Origin of the sequence: Cellulomonas sp. ATA003 (genome assembly GCF_031582905.1) — a bacterium.
Lineage (GTDB): Bacteria > Actinomycetota > Actinomycetes > Actinomycetales > Cellulomonadaceae > Pengzhenrongella.
In genome coordinates this window covers 73,539-87,610 of record NZ_CP133990.1, presented here as the reverse complement: position 1 = coordinate 87,610, position 14,072 = coordinate 73,539, and the positions used below count along the sequence as shown (strand labels likewise).

At 74.6% G+C, this 14,072-nt stretch carries 11 protein-coding genes and 3 pseudogenes; 8 read left to right on the top strand and 6 right to left on the bottom strand.

Going from position 1 to position 14,072, the window contains the following annotated elements:
* Positions 1-10 precede the first annotated feature (10 nt).
* The 4 genes from aztD (at position 11) to REH70_RS00430 (ending at position 3,615) form a co-directional block, all read left to right on the top strand.
* Positions 11-1,375 (top strand): zinc metallochaperone AztD, encoded by a 1,365-nt coding sequence (aztD, locus tag REH70_RS00445; RefSeq protein ID WP_396134605.1) that lies wholly within the window; start codon positions 11-13, stop codon positions 1,373-1,375.
* A 106-nt stretch (positions 1,376-1,481) separates the two neighbouring features.
* Positions 1,482-1,748 carry a hypothetical protein gene (locus REH70_RS00440; protein ID WP_310750473.1) on the top strand — a complete coding sequence of 89 codons (267 nt, stop codon included), beginning with the start codon at positions 1,482-1,484 and terminating at the stop codon, positions 1,746-1,748.
* Complete coding sequence (locus REH70_RS00435; protein ID WP_310754460.1) at positions 1,700-2,395, top strand: metal ABC transporter solute-binding protein, Zn/Mn family; 696 nt, start codon at positions 1,700-1,702, stop codon at positions 2,393-2,395. Before REH70_RS00440 ends, REH70_RS00435 begins: the two co-directional genes overlap by 49 nt.
* 56 nt (positions 2,396-2,451) lie before the next feature.
* The gene (locus REH70_RS00430) at positions 2,452-3,615 is read left to right on the top strand and encodes a TerC/Alx family metal homeostasis membrane protein (RefSeq protein ID WP_310754458.1); all 1,164 of its coding nucleotides are present in this window, start codon (positions 2,452-2,454) and stop codon (positions 3,613-3,615) included.
* 57 nt (positions 3,616-3,672) lie between these two features.
* On the opposite strand, the pseudogene REH70_RS00425 reads toward REH70_RS00430, so the two are convergent.
* From REH70_RS00425 to arsB, 3 genes and pseudogenes are all read right to left on the bottom strand, one after another.
* A pseudogene (locus REH70_RS00425) lies at positions 3,673-4,098 on the bottom strand (arsenate reductase ArsC); the annotation flags it as partial.
* Positions 4,099-4,182: 84 nt separating this feature from the next.
* Positions 4,183-5,190 (bottom strand): annotated as a pseudogene (locus REH70_RS00420) (metalloregulator ArsR/SmtB family transcription factor); the annotation flags it as partial.
* The gene (gene arsB / locus REH70_RS00415; protein ID WP_310750470.1) at positions 5,187-6,311 is read right to left on the bottom strand and encodes an ACR3 family arsenite efflux transporter; all 1,125 of its coding nucleotides are present in this window, start codon (positions 6,309-6,311) and stop codon (positions 5,187-5,189) included. The pseudogene REH70_RS00420 and the gene arsB, both read right to left, overlap by 4 nt.
* Positions 6,312-6,596: 285 nt before the next feature.
* Between arsB and REH70_RS00410 the strand changes: the two genes are divergently transcribed.
* Positions 6,597-8,006, top strand: a complete 1,410-nt coding sequence (locus REH70_RS00410; protein WP_310750467.1) for a hemolysin family protein — start codon at positions 6,597-6,599, stop codon at positions 8,004-8,006.
* On the top strand, positions 8,003-9,016 hold the full coding sequence (locus REH70_RS00405) for a hemolysin family protein (protein WP_310750462.1): 1,014 nt from the start codon (positions 8,003-8,005) through the stop codon (positions 9,014-9,016). Before REH70_RS00410 ends, REH70_RS00405 begins: the two co-directional genes overlap by 4 nt.
* Before the next feature lie 10 nt (positions 9,017-9,026).
* Here the strand turns inward: REH70_RS00405 and REH70_RS00400 are convergent, their stop codons facing one another.
* Together REH70_RS00400 and REH70_RS00395 are read right to left on the bottom strand one after the other, a co-directional pair.
* The gene (locus REH70_RS00400) at positions 9,027-9,515 is read right to left on the bottom strand and encodes an FGGY-family carbohydrate kinase (RefSeq protein ID WP_396134604.1); all 489 of its coding nucleotides are present in this window, start codon (positions 9,513-9,515) and stop codon (positions 9,027-9,029) included.
* A complete protein-coding gene (locus REH70_RS00395; RefSeq protein WP_310750456.1) occupies positions 9,464-10,507 on the bottom strand; it encodes an FGGY family carbohydrate kinase in 1,044 nt (347 codons plus the stop codon). The genes REH70_RS00400 and REH70_RS00395 overlap by 52 nt, the downstream gene beginning before the upstream one ends.
* 198 nt (positions 10,508-10,705) lie before the next feature.
* Here REH70_RS00395 and REH70_RS00390 point away from each other — a divergent pair, with 198 nt between their 5' ends.
* On the top strand, positions 10,706-11,746 hold the full coding sequence (locus tag REH70_RS00390; protein WP_310750454.1) for a DUF5995 family protein: 1,041 nt from the start codon (positions 10,706-10,708) through the stop codon (positions 11,744-11,746).
* Positions 11,706-13,726: pseudogene (locus tag REH70_RS00385) on the top strand (putative bifunctional diguanylate cyclase/phosphodiesterase). Before REH70_RS00390 ends, REH70_RS00385 begins: the two are co-directional and overlap by 41 nt.
* A gap of 75 nt (positions 13,727-13,801) precedes the next feature.
* Here the strand turns inward: REH70_RS00385 and REH70_RS00375 are convergent.
* Complete coding sequence (locus tag REH70_RS00375) at positions 13,802-14,041, bottom strand: LmeA family phospholipid-binding protein (protein WP_310750447.1); 240 nt, start codon at positions 14,039-14,041, stop codon at positions 13,802-13,804.
* Positions 14,042-14,072: the final 31 nt, after the last annotated feature.

The window sequence follows — 14,072 nt, the reverse complement described above, 5'->3', positions numbered from 1 at the left end:
CGACCCGCCGATGACCCCCATGCCCTCGCCCCGTCCGCGCCCGCGCTCCCGCTCCCGCGCCGCCCTCGGGCTCGCCGTCCCGCTGCTCCTCCTGGCCGGGTGCGCCTCCGGCGGGACCGCCACGCAGTCCGGTCCCGACACCGGGACGCCGACCGAGGCCGCGCCCTCGGCCACCCCGCGCCCGAGCGAGGCAGCGACGGTGACGCCCCGCCTCGCGCTCACCTACGACGGCGGCGTCCTCGTCCTGGACGCCACCTCGCTCGAGACCGTCGGTGACCTCGAGCTGCCGGGCTTCAACCGGCTCAACGGCGCCGGCGACGGTCGCCACCTGCTCGTGTCGACCGCCGGACGCTTCCAGCTCCTCGACGCCGGCACGTGGTCCGAGCCGCACGGCGACCACGCGCACCACTACACGCAGGCCCCCACGTTCCCGGATGTCGCCTGGGAGGCCGAGAAGCCCGGGCACGTCGTCGTCCACGACGGGCGCACCGTCCTGTTCGACGACGGCACGGGTGACGTCGTCGCCTTCGACTCGGCCGCCGTCGCCGAGAGCGAGCACCGCGCACTGCGCGAGCTGACCACGCCGTCCGCGCACCACGGCGTCGCGGTCGAGCTGGCCGACGGCACGCTCGTCGTCTCCGAGGGGACCGAGGACGAGCGGACCGGGACCCGCGTGCTCGACGCGAACGGGAGGACCGTGGCGTCGTCCGACGACTGCCCGGGCGTGCACGGCGAGGCCGTCGCGGCCGACGACGCCGTCGTCATCGGGTGCGAGGACGGCGCCCTCGTCCACGTCGGCGCGACCATCACCAAGGTGTCCAGCCCGGACCCGTACGGTCGGATCGGCAACCAGGCCGGCAGCGACGTCTCGCCCGTGGTGCTCGGGGATTACAAGTCCGACCCGGACGCCGACCTCGAACGCCCGACCCGCGTCTCGCTCATCGACACGCGGACCGCCGGACTGGCCCTCGTCGACCTCCCGGCGAGCTACAGCTTCCGCTCGCTCGGACGCGGCGACGCCGGCGAGGCGCTCGTGCTCGGGACGGACGGCGCGCTGCACGTCATCGACCCGGAGGCCGGGACCCTCGTGCGGTCGATCCCCGTGGTCGACGCGTGGGAGGAGCCGGACGACTGGCAGAGCCCGCGACCGACCCTGTTCGTGCTCGACGGCTCGGCGTACGTCACCGACCCGAGCACCGACACCCTGCACGCGGTGGACATCGAGACGGGTGAGATCTGGAACAGCGTGCGGCTCCCGGTCACGCCGAACGAGCTCACCGGCGTCACGGGCGACGTCCCGGCCGACGACCACGACCACGCGCACGACGACCCCGCGCACGAGGACGAGGCGGACGAGGACGTCCACCAGGACTGACCGCCGTCACCCCGCCGCCCGGCAGCTCCCCGCACCGGCCGCCTCCGCCCCTGCGCGCGAGGCGGCCGGCCGGCGCACGCCCACCGCTCCGCTGACACGAGGACACATGCCCGCCACCCGCCCGCTCCACACCCTCACGTCCGCGCTCGTCGCGGCCGGACTGCTGACCGGCTGCGCCGCGGCACCGACCTCGCCGCCGGACGGCGGCCGCCCCCAGGTGCTCGCGTCGTTCTACCCCTTGCAGTTCGTCGCCGACCGGGTGGGTGGCGAGCACGCCGACGTCGGCTCGCTCACCCTCCCGGGGCGGACCCGCACAGCCTCGAGCTGTCGCCGCGGCAGGTCCGGGACATCCGCGACGCCGACGTCGTCGTGATGCTGTCCGGGCTGCAAGCGGCCACCGACGAGGCGGTCGCGACCGGCGTACGGGCGCGAGTCGTGGACGCCGTCGGCGCCGCCGCGGACGACCCCGGGGCCGGGACCACTGCAGGAGCGCCCGACGGCCCGACCGACCTGCACTTCTGGCTGGACCCGACCCGGCTGGCCCTCGTCGTGGACGACGTCGCCGACGCCCTGGCCGAGGTCGACCCCGACCACGCCGCCGACTACGCCGCCGCGGCAGCGGAGCTCGAGTCCGACCTCACGGCGCTCGACGAGGCGATGGCCGAAGGACTGGCCGGCTGCGCCGGGGCGACCGTGGTCTCGTCGCACGCCGCCTTCGGCTTCCTGGCCGACCGGTACGGGCTGCAGCAGGTCGGGATCACGGGCGTCGACCCCGAGGTCGAGCCGTCCCCGGCACGCCTGAGGGGCGTCCGTCAGGTCGTGGAGGACAACGGCGTCCGGCGGCTGTTCTTCGAGGTGCTGGCCGACCCCGAGGTCACCCGGGTGCTCGCCGACGACCTCGGCGTCGCCACCGCGGTGCTCGACCCGCTGGAGGGGCGCACCGACCCGGACCGCGACTACCTCGACACCATGCACGCCAACCTCGAGGCGCTGCGGACGGGGCTGAGCTGCCAGTCGTGACCCGGCGTGACCCGGCGTGACCCGGCCCACGGTGCGCGACCCACGGGCACCTGCCTATGCTGCGCGGGCGAGGGAGTACTTCCCAGCACCGATCCGGTCAGTACGGCGCACCAGCGACCTCGGACGGTGGCCCTGCTCAGGGTGAAGGAGACCTCGGGACCCCACCGATCCCGGGAGACTCCGTGCTCGATCTCGCCCCCGTCGCCGTGACCGACGACGTCCTGGCCACCATCGCCACCCCCTCGCTGTGGGCGGTGACCATCGCCGGCGTCCTGGCCCTGCTGGCCCTCGACTTCGCCGTGACGCGCAAGCCGCACGAGGTCTCCATGCGCGAGGCCTTGGGGTGGAGCGCCTTCTACATCGCCCTGCCGCTCGGGTTCGGCGCCTGGATCTGGTCCCGCTACGGCTCCACCACCGGCGTCGAGTACCTCACCGGGTACCTCGTCGAGAAGTCGTTGTCCGTGGACAACCTCTTCGTCTTCATGCTCTTGCTGTCGGCGTTCGCGGTCCCGGTCGTGCTCCAGCAGCGCGTCCTCCTCTTCGGCATCGCCGGTGCGCTCGTGCTGCGCGGGATCTTCATCGCGCTCGGCGCGGCCGTGCTGGCCAACCTCAGCTGGGCGTTCCTGCTGTTCGGCGTGATCCTCCTGCTCACCGCGGTGAAGATCCTGCGCGACCAGCTCACCGGCGCCGGCCACGAGGTCGACGTGTCGACGATGCGCTCCGTGCGGCTGATCCGCCGGGTCATGCCCGTGACCGACGACTACCGCGGCCCGCGCCTGTCGGTGAAGGAGGGTGGCCGGCGGATCCTCACGCCGCTCGCCGTCGTCGTCGCCGCCGTCTTCGCCACCGACGTCGTCTTCGCGGTCGACTCCGTGCCGGCGGTCTACGGCATCACCGGCGACCCGTACCTCGTGTTCGCCACGAACGCGTTCGCCCTGCTCGGCCTGCGCGCGCTGTACTTCGTGCTCCAGGGCGCACTGAGCAAGCTCGTCCACCTCGGCTACGGCCTCGCGACGATCCTCGCGTTCATCGGCGTCAAGCTCGTCCTGCACTGGGCGCACGGCGAGTGGGCCGGCGTCCCGGAGATCCCGACGGTGCTCTCGCTCGTCGTCATCCTCGTGGTGCTCGCGGTGGTCACCGCGACGAGCCTCTACACCACCCGCGGCAAGGACGGCGACGCCCAGCACTCGGCGCACGTCGCCGAGCCCGGCGCGCACTGAGCGGTCACCCTCGAGCGGCTCGACGCCCCTCGTGCGCTCGGCCGGCTCGTGCTGCTCGACGGGCTCGACCCCGAGCTCGTCGAGCAGCGCCAGCACGCGACCGCGGATCTCGTCGCGGATCGGCCGCACCGCGTCGATCCCCTGCCCCGCGGGGTCCGCGAGCGCCCAGTCCTCGTACCGCTTGCCGGGGTAGATCGGGCACACGTCCCCGCAGCCCATGGTGATGACGACGTCGGAGGCCTGGACGGCCTCGGGCGTGAGGACCTTGGGGCGCTCGGTACGGATGTCGATGCCGGCCTCGAGCATGGCCTCGACCGCGACGGGGTTGATGGCGTCGGCCGGCATCGAGCCGGCGGACCGCACCTCGACGCTGCCGCCGGACAGGTGGCGCAGGAACCCGGCGGCCATCTGCGAGCGGCCCGCGTTGTGCACGCAGACGAACAGGGCGCTCGGCGTGGTGGTGGTGGTGGGCAGGTCGCTCATCGGTTCGTTCTCCTCGTCGCGGTGGTGGTCGGGGTGGTCGTCGCGCCGGGCGCCGTCCGGACGCACGGGCAGGGGCAGGTCGGGGACGAGATCGGCCAGCAGGGCGCGGACCCGCGCGTCGAGGTCGTCGCGGATCGCCGCGACGCCGTCGGTCGAGGCGAGCGCCGGGTCCCCGACCACCCAGTCCTCGTACCGCACCCTCGGGATCACGGGGCAGGTGTCCCCACAGCCCATCGTGACGACGACGTCGGCAGCGCGGACGGCGTCGTCGGTCAGTGGCTTGGGGTAGGCGTCGTCGGCGCCGAGATCGCCCAGCAGAGGGCGGACGGCGTCGTGCACCGCTCCGGCGGGCGCGGAGCCGGCCGAGCGGGCGATCACGGCACTGCCGGCGTGGTGCCGCAGGAGCGCCGCGGCCAGCTGGGACCGACCGGCGTTCGCGACGCAGACGAACAGCACCTGAGGTGGGCGGCCCGGCGCCTGCGGTGCTGCGGTGCGTGCCAGGTCGGCGAGGCGCTGCTCGGCGAACCGGCGGGTGAGGGCGACGAGATGACCGCTGACCCCGGCGTTGCGCACCAGCGCGGCGTAGGACTCGCGCACCGTGCGCAGGACGGTGCCGGGGTCCAGCGCAGTACCGGGGGCGAGGTCGTCGGCGAGCCGCGCCAGCGCCGCGTCGACGTCGGTCAGCCCGCCCAGGGGCTGCGCCCGGTGCCGCGCGGCGTCCAGGGCCGCCGGCGCGAAGGACTCCAGCAGCGCGGTGACCGCACGGCGCGCCTCGGGCACGACGGAGTACCAGACCCAGGTGCCGCGCCGTTCGGACGTCAGGAGCCCGACGTCCTTGAGGACCTTGAGGTGGTGCGAGACGGTCGACTGCGACACGTCGGCGACCCCTGCGATGTCGCACACGCAGGCCTCACCGGTGGCGCTGGCGGTGAGGAAGGACAGCATCCGCAGCCGCAGGGGGTCCGCCAGGGCCTTGAGCACGACGGCGACCTGCCCCGCGACGTCCGGGCCCATGGCACGGGCCTCAGTGGGGGCGCAGCCGGGGTCGGCGGCGGAGGTGGACGACGGCGGTGGCGGGGTCACGGTGGTCATCGCGGGGCCTCCTCGTGGACCGGGACGGTGACGTCCGGCGCGGTGGCATACGGGTCGGTCGCGAACCACCGGCGGGCGGCCCACAGGGAGACGTAGACCAGGCCGACGAGCACGGGAACCTCGATCAGCGGCCCGACGACCCCCGCCAGGGCCTGCCCGGACGTGGCGCCGAACGTGCCGATCGCCACCGCGATCGCGAGCTCGAAGTTGTTGCCCGCCGCGGTGAACGCCAGGGTCGTCGACCGCGCGTACCCCAGCCCCAGCGCCCTCCCGGTCGCGAGACCGGCGCCCCACATGAGGGCGAAGTAGGCCAGCAGCGGGAGCGCGATGCGCACGACGTCGAGCGGGTTGCGGGTCACCGCATCGCCCTGCAGGGCGAACAGCAGCACGATCGTGAACAGCAGCCCGTACAGCGCCCACGGGCCGACCCGTGGGACGAAGACGGCCTCGTACCAGTCCCGCCCTCGCACGCGCTCCCCCACCGCGCGGGACGCGAAGCCCGCGACGAGAGGGACCCCGAGGAACACCAGGACGTTGACCGCGATCTGCCCGACGGAGACGTCCAGCCCCTGGGTGTCCCACCCCAGCCACCCGGGGAGCACGGTGAGGTAGAACCAGCCGAGGAGGGCGAACGCGACGACCTGGAACACGGAGTTGACCGCGACCAGCACCGCGGCGGCCTCCCGGTCCCCGCACGCCAGGTCGTTCCAGATCACCACCATGGCGATGCACCGGGCGAGCCCGACGATGATGAGGCCGGTCCGGTACTCGGGCAGGTCCGGGAGCAGCGCCCAGGCCAGGGCGAACATGAGCGCCGGCCCGACGACCCAGTTGAGGACGAGCGAGCTGACCAGCAGGCGGCGATCACCCGTCACGGCGGCGACACGGTCGTACCGCACCTTGGCCAGCACGGGGTACATCATCACGAGCAGGCCGACGCCGATCGGCAGCGAGATGCCGCCCACCTCGAAACGCGCCAGGACGTCGGCCAGGGCGGGAACGAACCGACCCAGGGCCAGTCCGGCGAGCATCGCGAGCCCGATCCAGGCCGGTAGCCACCGGTCGAGGCCCGAGAGCCGTCCGGCAGCCGACCGCCGGGGGACGGCGACTGTGTGCGTCACTGGAGGTTCCTCCCTGCTGGTGACACGCCCGCGGTGCACGAGAGGGAACACGGGGACGTGAGGTGGTACTGCTTCGAATCTAGTCTATATAGAAGCGCCTCGAAACAAGAGCTGGTGAGTCGGTCCCGCTAACCCGGCGGCATACCCTCGTCCGACGGAACCGGCGCGCCCCGCAGGGCGTTGGCACCGTGGACCGACGTCACCGACCCTGGAGAGAGATGGACAGCGACAGTACGAGCCCCCTCGAGCCGCACGCAGACGACGTGGCGAGAGGGGGAACCACTGATGTGGGTGCTGTCCCTGCTCCTGGGCATCCTCGTGGTGCTCGCGATCACCGCGGCCACCGGCTACTTCGTGGCGCAGGAGTTCGCGTACATGGCCGTCGACCGGTCACGGTTGAGCGCCCGGGCCGCGGCCGGTGACCCGTCGTCCAAGCGGGCGCTGGCCGTCACGCGACGCACGTCCTTCATGCTCTCCGGGGCCCAGCTCGGCATCACGGTCACCGGGCTGCTGGTCGGGTACGTCGCCGAGCCGCTGATCGGCGAGTCGCTGGGCACGGCCCTCGGCGGTGTAGGCGTGCCCACCGGCGTCGGCATCGCCATCGGGACGGTGCTCGCCCTGGTGCTCTCGACCTTCGTGCAGATGCTCTTCGGCGAGCTGTTCCCGAAGAACCTCGCGATCGCCCGGCCCGAGCCGGTCGCGCTGCGCCTGGCGACGTCCACGACGCTGTACCTCAAGGCCTTCGGCTGGCTCATCCAGGTCTTCGACCACGCCTCCAACGTCCTGCTGCGGGCCCTGCGCATCGAACCGGTGCACGACGTCGAGCACTCCGCGACGGTCCGCGACCTCGAGCACATCGTCGCCGACTCGCGCGAGAGCGGTGACCTGCCCGAGGAGCTCTCGCTCCTGCTCGACCGCATCCTGGACTTCCCGGAGCGCGACGTGGAGCACGCGATGATCCCCCGCGCCCGGGTCGACGTCGTCCGCACGGGCGACCATGTCGGCCAGGTCCGCGAGCTCATGAGCACCGGGCACTCGCGCTACCCCGTGCTGGACGACGACGACCAGGTCGTCGGCGTGGTGCACCTCCAGGACGTCCTCGTCGGCGTGCACGCCGACACGGCCGCCCTGACCGGCCTCATCCGGCCCGCGGTCATGGTCCCCACGGCGATGACCCTGCCGGACGTCCTGCGCCTCCTGGCCGAGTCCCGCAACCAGATGGCGTGCGTCGTCGACGAGTACGGCGGCTTCGCGGGCGTCATCACCCTCGAGGACCTCGCCGAGGAGCTGGTCGGGGAGATCACCGACGAGCACGACCCGGCCGAGCCCGACGTCCTGCCGGTCGCGGACGACGGCACCTGGGTCATGGCCGGTGACGTCCACATCGACGAGGTCGAGCGCGCCGTCGGGCACGACCTGCCGCGCGACGACTACGAGACGATCGCCGGCCTGGTGATCGAGCGGCACGGTGCGCTGCCGGACGTCGGCACCACCGTCGAGCTCGAGCTCCCGCCCGACCCCGCCGACCTGGCTCTCGCCGACCCGCCCGCCCCGGTGTGGATGCGCGTCGAGGTCCTGGCCATCGAGCGGCACGTCCCCGCGACGGTCCGGGTGACCGTCCCCGCGGTGCCGGCCGTCCCGGCCGCCCGCGCCGACCACGCCGCCCGCACCGACGCCCAGGGGGCCCACCGATGAGCGACCCGATCGTCTTCACCCTGGTCACCGCGGGCCTGATCGCGCTCAGCGCCTTCTTCGTCGCCGTCGAGTTCGCGCTGCTCGCCGCGCGCCGGCACCGCCTCGAGGACGCCGCCGCGACCAGCCGCTCCGCGCGCGCCGCGCTGCGCAGCTCGACCGAGCTCACGGTGCTGCTCGCCGGCTCCCAGCTCGGCATCACCGCCTGCACGCTCGCCCTCGGCGCCCTGACCAAGCCGGCGGTCCACTACTGGCTGACCCCGATCTTCGAGTCCTGGGGCGTCGTGCTGTGGCTGGCCGACGTCGCCGGGTTCGTGCTCGCGCTGGTCGTCGTGACCTTCCTGCACCTCGTCGTGGGCGAGATGGCACCCAAGTCGTGGGCGATCGCGCACCCGGAGACGTCGGCGACCGTCCTGGCGCTGCCCATGCGCGCGTTCATGTTCTTCACCCGGCCGCTGCTGGTCGCGCTCAACGAGATGGCCAACTGGTGCCTGCGACGGGTGGGCGTCGAGCCGGCCAACGAGCTGGCGACCGGCCAGAGCCCGGAGGACCTGCGGCACCTGCTCGAGCACTCGACCAACGTCGGGGCGCTGGACGCGAGCTACTCCGCCCAGCTGGCCGGTGCGCTGGACCTGCAGTCGCTCACCGTCCGCGACCTGCTCCGTCCGGGCGCACGGCCGACAGCGGTCGCGTCGGACGCCACGGTCGAGGACGTCCGGGCCGCGACCCGCGCGTCGGGCCACCTGCGCGTCCTGGTCGGGGTCGCCGGGTCGGTCCAGGGCGTGATCCACGTGCGCGACACGCTGACCGAGCCCGACGACCGCCCGGCGGCCGACCTCATGCGCCCGGTCTTCACGGTCGAGGCGGGCATGGCGGTGCACAGCGCGCTGACCGCGATGCGCGAGTCCCGCAACCACCTCGCGGTCGCGACCGACGGCGGCGCCTTCGTCGGGGTGGTCACGCTCGCCGACGTCCTGGCCCGGCTCTTCCCGCGGGACGTCCGGGTGGGGTGACGCGTGCGCGTCAGCGCGCCACGACGGCGTCGTACACCGCGCCGAAGCGCGCCCGGCGCTCGGCGTAGTGGTCGGCACGATCGGGGACCGGCTCGTACGTCGCGCCGGTCGCCCGCGGGGCGCGCGGGACGTCCGGCGCCAGGACGTCCAGGGCGAGCAGGGCGGTCCCCCGCAGCGTCGACCGCTTGAGCGTCACGTGCGTGACCGGCCGGCCCAGGACGTCGGCGAGGATCTGCAACCAATCGGGCTGGTCGTTGCTGACCCGGCCGGACGCCATGATCTGCGCGGCGTCCGGCGCGGCGGGGGCGAGCTCGGCGGCGACCCGGGCGTAGGTCATCGCGATGCCCTCGACCGTCCCGCGGAAGAGGTCGTCGCCGTCGGTGGACGCGGTGACCCCCGCGAGCACCGCACGGGCGTCCGCCACCCAGCCCGGGGCGCGCTCCCCGGTCAGGTACGGCAGCACGAGCGGCGTGCCCGACGACGGCGCCGCGGACAGCACCGAGGCGCGGTCGCGGCCGACGTCGAAGGTGCTCTGCGCCCAGCTGATCGCGCGGCCCACGTCGTTGAGCGCTCCGCCCAGGAGGGACCGGTGCGCGCCGACGCGGTAGTTCCACAGCCCGAACGGCAGCGGGTCGGCGGGGCCGTCCAACAGCACCCGCATCGCGCCGCTGGTCGCCGTGGCGGCCGCCATGACGCCGGGATCGGTCGCGCCGGCGCCGACGTTGCTCGCGAAGCCGTCGGCGATCGCCGGGAACCACACGGCGTCCGCGAGCGCCGGCCACCGCACGCCGTGGGTCGGGTGCACCGGGTCGTCGACGTCGTGCCGGGGGAGAACTGCTCGGGCCGCACCCCGGCCGCCGCGAGCAGCTCGGCGTCGAGCTCGCCGGTGCGCCGGTCGAGCAGGCCCGTCCACGCGGCGGTGGCGGTCCCGGCCGCGTCCACCCCCGTGAGGCGGTGCAGCACGTACTCCCCGAGCGACCACCAGCCCGCGGCTGCGGCGAAGGTCCGTGGGTCCGCACCGGCGAGCCACCGCAGCCGCGGCGCGTGGTAGCTCGTGTGGATCCGGGTGCCGGTGCGCTGCTGGACGGCGTGCTCGTCCAGCTCGGCCCGCAGCGCCGCGACCTCACCGGCGCAGCGGGAGTCGGCGTACGTCAGGCACCCGGTCAGCGGGCGACCGTCGGCGTCCACCGCGAGCAGGGACGCCGCGAAGGTGTCCATCGCGACCCCGGCGATCCGGGTGCCGAGCGCCGGGTCGCGGGTGAGCGCGTCGAGGATCTCCTCGATCTCCGCGACGACCGCGTCGGGGTCGATCTCGGAGGTGCCGTCCGGGGCCGTCGTGAAGGCGTGCGGCACCTTGTGCTGCAGCCCGGTGACCGGTCGTCCGGTCGCGTCGTAGACCCCGCCGCGGCTCGCCGTCGACCCGACGTCGAGCGCCACGACCAGCGGGTCCTGCGCCGCACCGAGTCCGACGTCGTCGACAGGCCTGGTCATCTCGCACCTCGCGTCCGTGGGGCTTCCGGGTCGCCACCGACCTCACCACACCTGCCGGGCGTGCGCCCGGCCGTCACCGGCCCGTCGAGCCGATCCGGGCGCCCCCGGCTAGGGTCGATCGAGGTCGACGTGGACCGGCGTGCACCGACGACGAGGGCGCGACGCGGACCGGCGTCGCTGCGCAGGGACGGAGCCGAGATGCCTGGAGCAGACCGTCGCCGCAGGTCGCGGCGACCACGCCGCGCAGCGGTCGTGGCGACCCTCGCGGCACTCGCGATCACCGCGCCCGCGCTGCCGGCAGGGGCCACGGCGGCGACGTCCGCCCGCGCGGGCACCGCCGCCACCGCCTCCCCTCCCGCCCTCGCCGCCCCACACTCCGTGGCGGCCGCAGCCACCGAGGACCCGCCGTTCGTCGGGTGGACGGCGACCCTGCCCGCCCTCGCCTGGCAGTTCTCCCCGACGAGCGCGGACGACTGCGTGGCGGGCCGGACGTCCTGCGTGCGCCGCACGATCCGCGAGATGGAGCGCCGCCTCGAGCCGTTGGTCGCGGACTGCTCGCACGGGGCGGTGTTCGGGCTGGCCTACCTGCGCACGACGGAGAGCTACCTCGACGCAGCGCTGACGCCGGGGTTCCTGCGTGACCCGTCCTTCGTCAACCACCAGGACGTCGTCTTCGCCAAGATGTACTTCGACGCGTGGGACGCCTGGTCGGCCGGCCGGGCCGAGCGGGTGCCACCCGCGTGGCGGATCGCGTTCGGCGCCGCGGACGACCGCCGGGTCGCCGGCGTCGGGGACCTGCTGCTCGGGATGAACGCCCACGTCAACCGGGACCTGCCGTTCGCCCTGGCCGCGATCGGGCTGGTGGCGCCGGACGGCACGAGCCGCAAGGTGGACCACGACCGGATCAACCGCATGCTCAACGGGGTCGTCGAGCCGCTCGTCGCCGAGATCGCCGCCGACCTCGACCCCACCGTGCGGGTCCCGTGGACGCCGTACGGCGTCGGCTACACCGCCCTCCTGCAGGTGCTGCAGACGTGGCGCGAGTCCGCGTGGCGTCACGCCGAGCTGCTCGCCGCGGCCCCCGACGACGTCACCCGCGCGCTGGTCGCCCGGACGATCGAGCTCGAGGCGGCCCTGACCGCGCAGACGATCGTCACCGGGACGCACTACCTGCCTCCGCTGACGTCCTCCGACCGGCGTGCCCGCCACTGCGCCGAGCACGCGGCGACCGGGGACTAGGTGTCCCCCGACGCGCCCCGGTCCGCGCCCGCCCCGGACCCTGCGGCCTCCCCTGCTCGGCGTCGCCGGGGCAGGCCTGGCGGCGGCGCTGGCGGTGCGGGACCGGCTGCTGACCGCCCGGCTCCGCCGCCGCGCCGTCGTCTCGGAGGCGGTCGCCGAGCTCAGCCACCGGGCGCTCACCGCGGACCAGCCCGACGCGCTGCTGCGCGAGGCGCTGCGGGTCGCCGTCGCCGTGACGCACGCCGACTACGGCACGGCGGTGCGGCGCCTGCCGGACGGCCGGATGCGCGTCGCCGAGGAGCTCGGTCCGGAGCCGCTGGCGCCGGGCACGGTCCTGCCGATCGCGCCCGAGCGGTCCTACGTCATGCGGGTGGTCGAGACCGGCGAGCCGTTCGTCTCCGCCGACCTGCGGTCCGACCCCCGGATCGCGCCACCCCAGCCGCTGCTGACCCGCGGCGTCGTCAGCGGCCTGGCGGTCCCGGTCCGCGGCGCGCAGGAGGTCACGGGCGTACTGGCCGTGCACGCCCGACGCCGCCACCGGTTCCGCCCCGACGACGTCGACGCCGTCGGCCGGCTCGCCCGCGTCGTCGCGACGGCCTGGGAGCAGGTCGCGCAGCGCGAGCACCTGGGTCACCAGGCGCTGCACGACCCGCTGACCGGTCTGCCGAACCGCGCCCTGCTCCTCGACCGCCTCGACCAGGCGCTCGCCCGCCGGCCGACGTCGGACGAGGCGGGCCGGGGCGCGGACGTCGCGGTCATCATGGTCGACCTCGACGACTTCAAGTCGGTCAACGACACCTACGGCCACGCCGCCGGCGACCACCTGCTGACCCTGGCCGCACGTCGGTTCGTCGACGTGGTCCGCCCGCAGGACACGGTCGCGCGCCTGGGCGGGGACGAGTTCGCCGTGCTCTGCGAGCCCGTGCCGGACGAGACGGCCGCGATGCGGCTCGCGCACCGGCTGCAGGCGGCGTGCACCGAGCCCGCGGTCGTGTCCGGGACCCCGCTCGCGTTCAGCGCGAGCTTCGGGGTGACCTGGGCCGGCGGAGCACCGCCCGAGGCCCGCACCGCCGCCGCCCTGCTCAGCGAGGCGGACGCCGCGCTGTACGGCGCCAAGGCTCGCGGCCGCGGCCACGTCCAGCTGTTCGACGAGGGGCTGCGCCGCTCCACCCGCCGCCGCCGCGAGCTCGAGGCCGAGCTCGAGCAGGCCCTCGCCGACGGCGAGTTCCGCCTGCACTACCAACCGGTCCGGCGCGCCGACGACCTCGCGGTGGCGGGGGTCGAGGCGCTGGTCCGCTGGCAGCACCCGACGAGCGGCCTGCAGCTCCCCAGCCTCTTCGTCCCGAGCGCCGAGCGGACCGGGCTGCTGGTCCCGCTCGGCACGTGGGTGCTGCGCACCGCGTGCGCCCGGGCGGCCGCGTGGCACCGGGACGCGGCGCCGGGCACCGAGCCGGGTGCGACACCGTGGGTGTCCGTCAACGTGTCCCCCGTCAGCTCGACGACCCCGGGCTGCCGGACACCGTGGCCGCCGTGCTCACGGAGACCGGCCTGCCGCCGGACGCCCTGGCGCTCGAGCTCACCGAGTCGGCGATCCTGGCCGGCGACGACGACCACCGCCGCTCCCTCGCCCGTCTGCGCGAGATCGGGGTCCAGCTGTTCCTCGACGACTTCGGCACCGGGTACTCGTCCCTCACGCATCTGACCCAGCTGCCCATCCAGGCCATGAAGATCGACCGCTCGTTCGTCGCCGGCCTCCCCGACAACCGTCATCACGCGGCAGTCGTCCAGTCGCTCGTCACGCTCAGCCGGGAGCTCGGGATCGACGTCGTCGCGGAGGGCGTCGAGACCGCCGCCCAGCTCGCGGCGCTGCGTGCCATGCGGTGCCCCGCCGTGCAGGGGTTCCTGCTCGACCAGCCGGCGGCGGAGCCGGTGCTGACGCCGCGGGTCCTCCCGGGGACGGACCGGCCGCGCGGCCGCTGAGCCCTCGCCGGCCGCGTCACCCGGGGCGTCCCGCGGTCGCTCTGCCGCAGCGCGCCAGACCCGTGCGCGAACGACCTACTGCGCGAGCACGACGTCGTCGCCGCGCAGCGTCGCGCGGAAGCCGTCGTCCTGCACGACGACGTCCTGCAGGACGAGGCCCTCCGGCAGGCCCTCGACGTCCTGGTCGATCGTCACCAGGCGGCGCGCGATCCCACCGAGCGCTCCGGAGAGGAGGTCCGGGCCGCCGATGTCCACCGACCGCGGCTCGATGACCAGGCGCCCGCGCTCCACCTCGATCGTGCCGGTGGCGGCCACGCGCAGCTCGCGGCCCGCGATCTCGACGGTC

Coding starts and splice junctions, on each gene's coding strand:
- aztD (WP_396134605.1), top strand. CDS start 11: ATGACCCCCATGCCCTCGCCCCGTCCGCGCCCGCGCTCCCGCTCCCGC.
- REH70_RS00440 (WP_310750473.1), top strand. CDS start 1,482: ATGCCCGCCACCCGCCCGCTCCACACCCTCACGTCCGCGCTCGTCGCG.
- REH70_RS00430 (WP_310754458.1), top strand. CDS start 2,452: ATGCTGCGCGGGCGAGGGAGTACTTCCCAGCACCGATCCGGTCAGTAC.
- REH70_RS00410 (WP_310750467.1), top strand. CDS start 6,597: ATGTGGGTGCTGTCCCTGCTCCTGGGCATCCTCGTGGTGCTCGCGATC.
- REH70_RS00405 (WP_310750462.1), top strand. CDS start 8,003: ATGAGCGACCCGATCGTCTTCACCCTGGTCACCGCGGGCCTGATCGCG.
- REH70_RS00395 (WP_310750456.1), bottom strand. CDS start 10,507: ATGACCAGGCCTGTCGACGACGTCGGACTCGGTGCGGCGCAGGACCCG.
- REH70_RS00390 (WP_310750454.1), top strand. CDS start 10,706: ATGCCTGGAGCAGACCGTCGCCGCAGGTCGCGGCGACCACGCCGCGCA.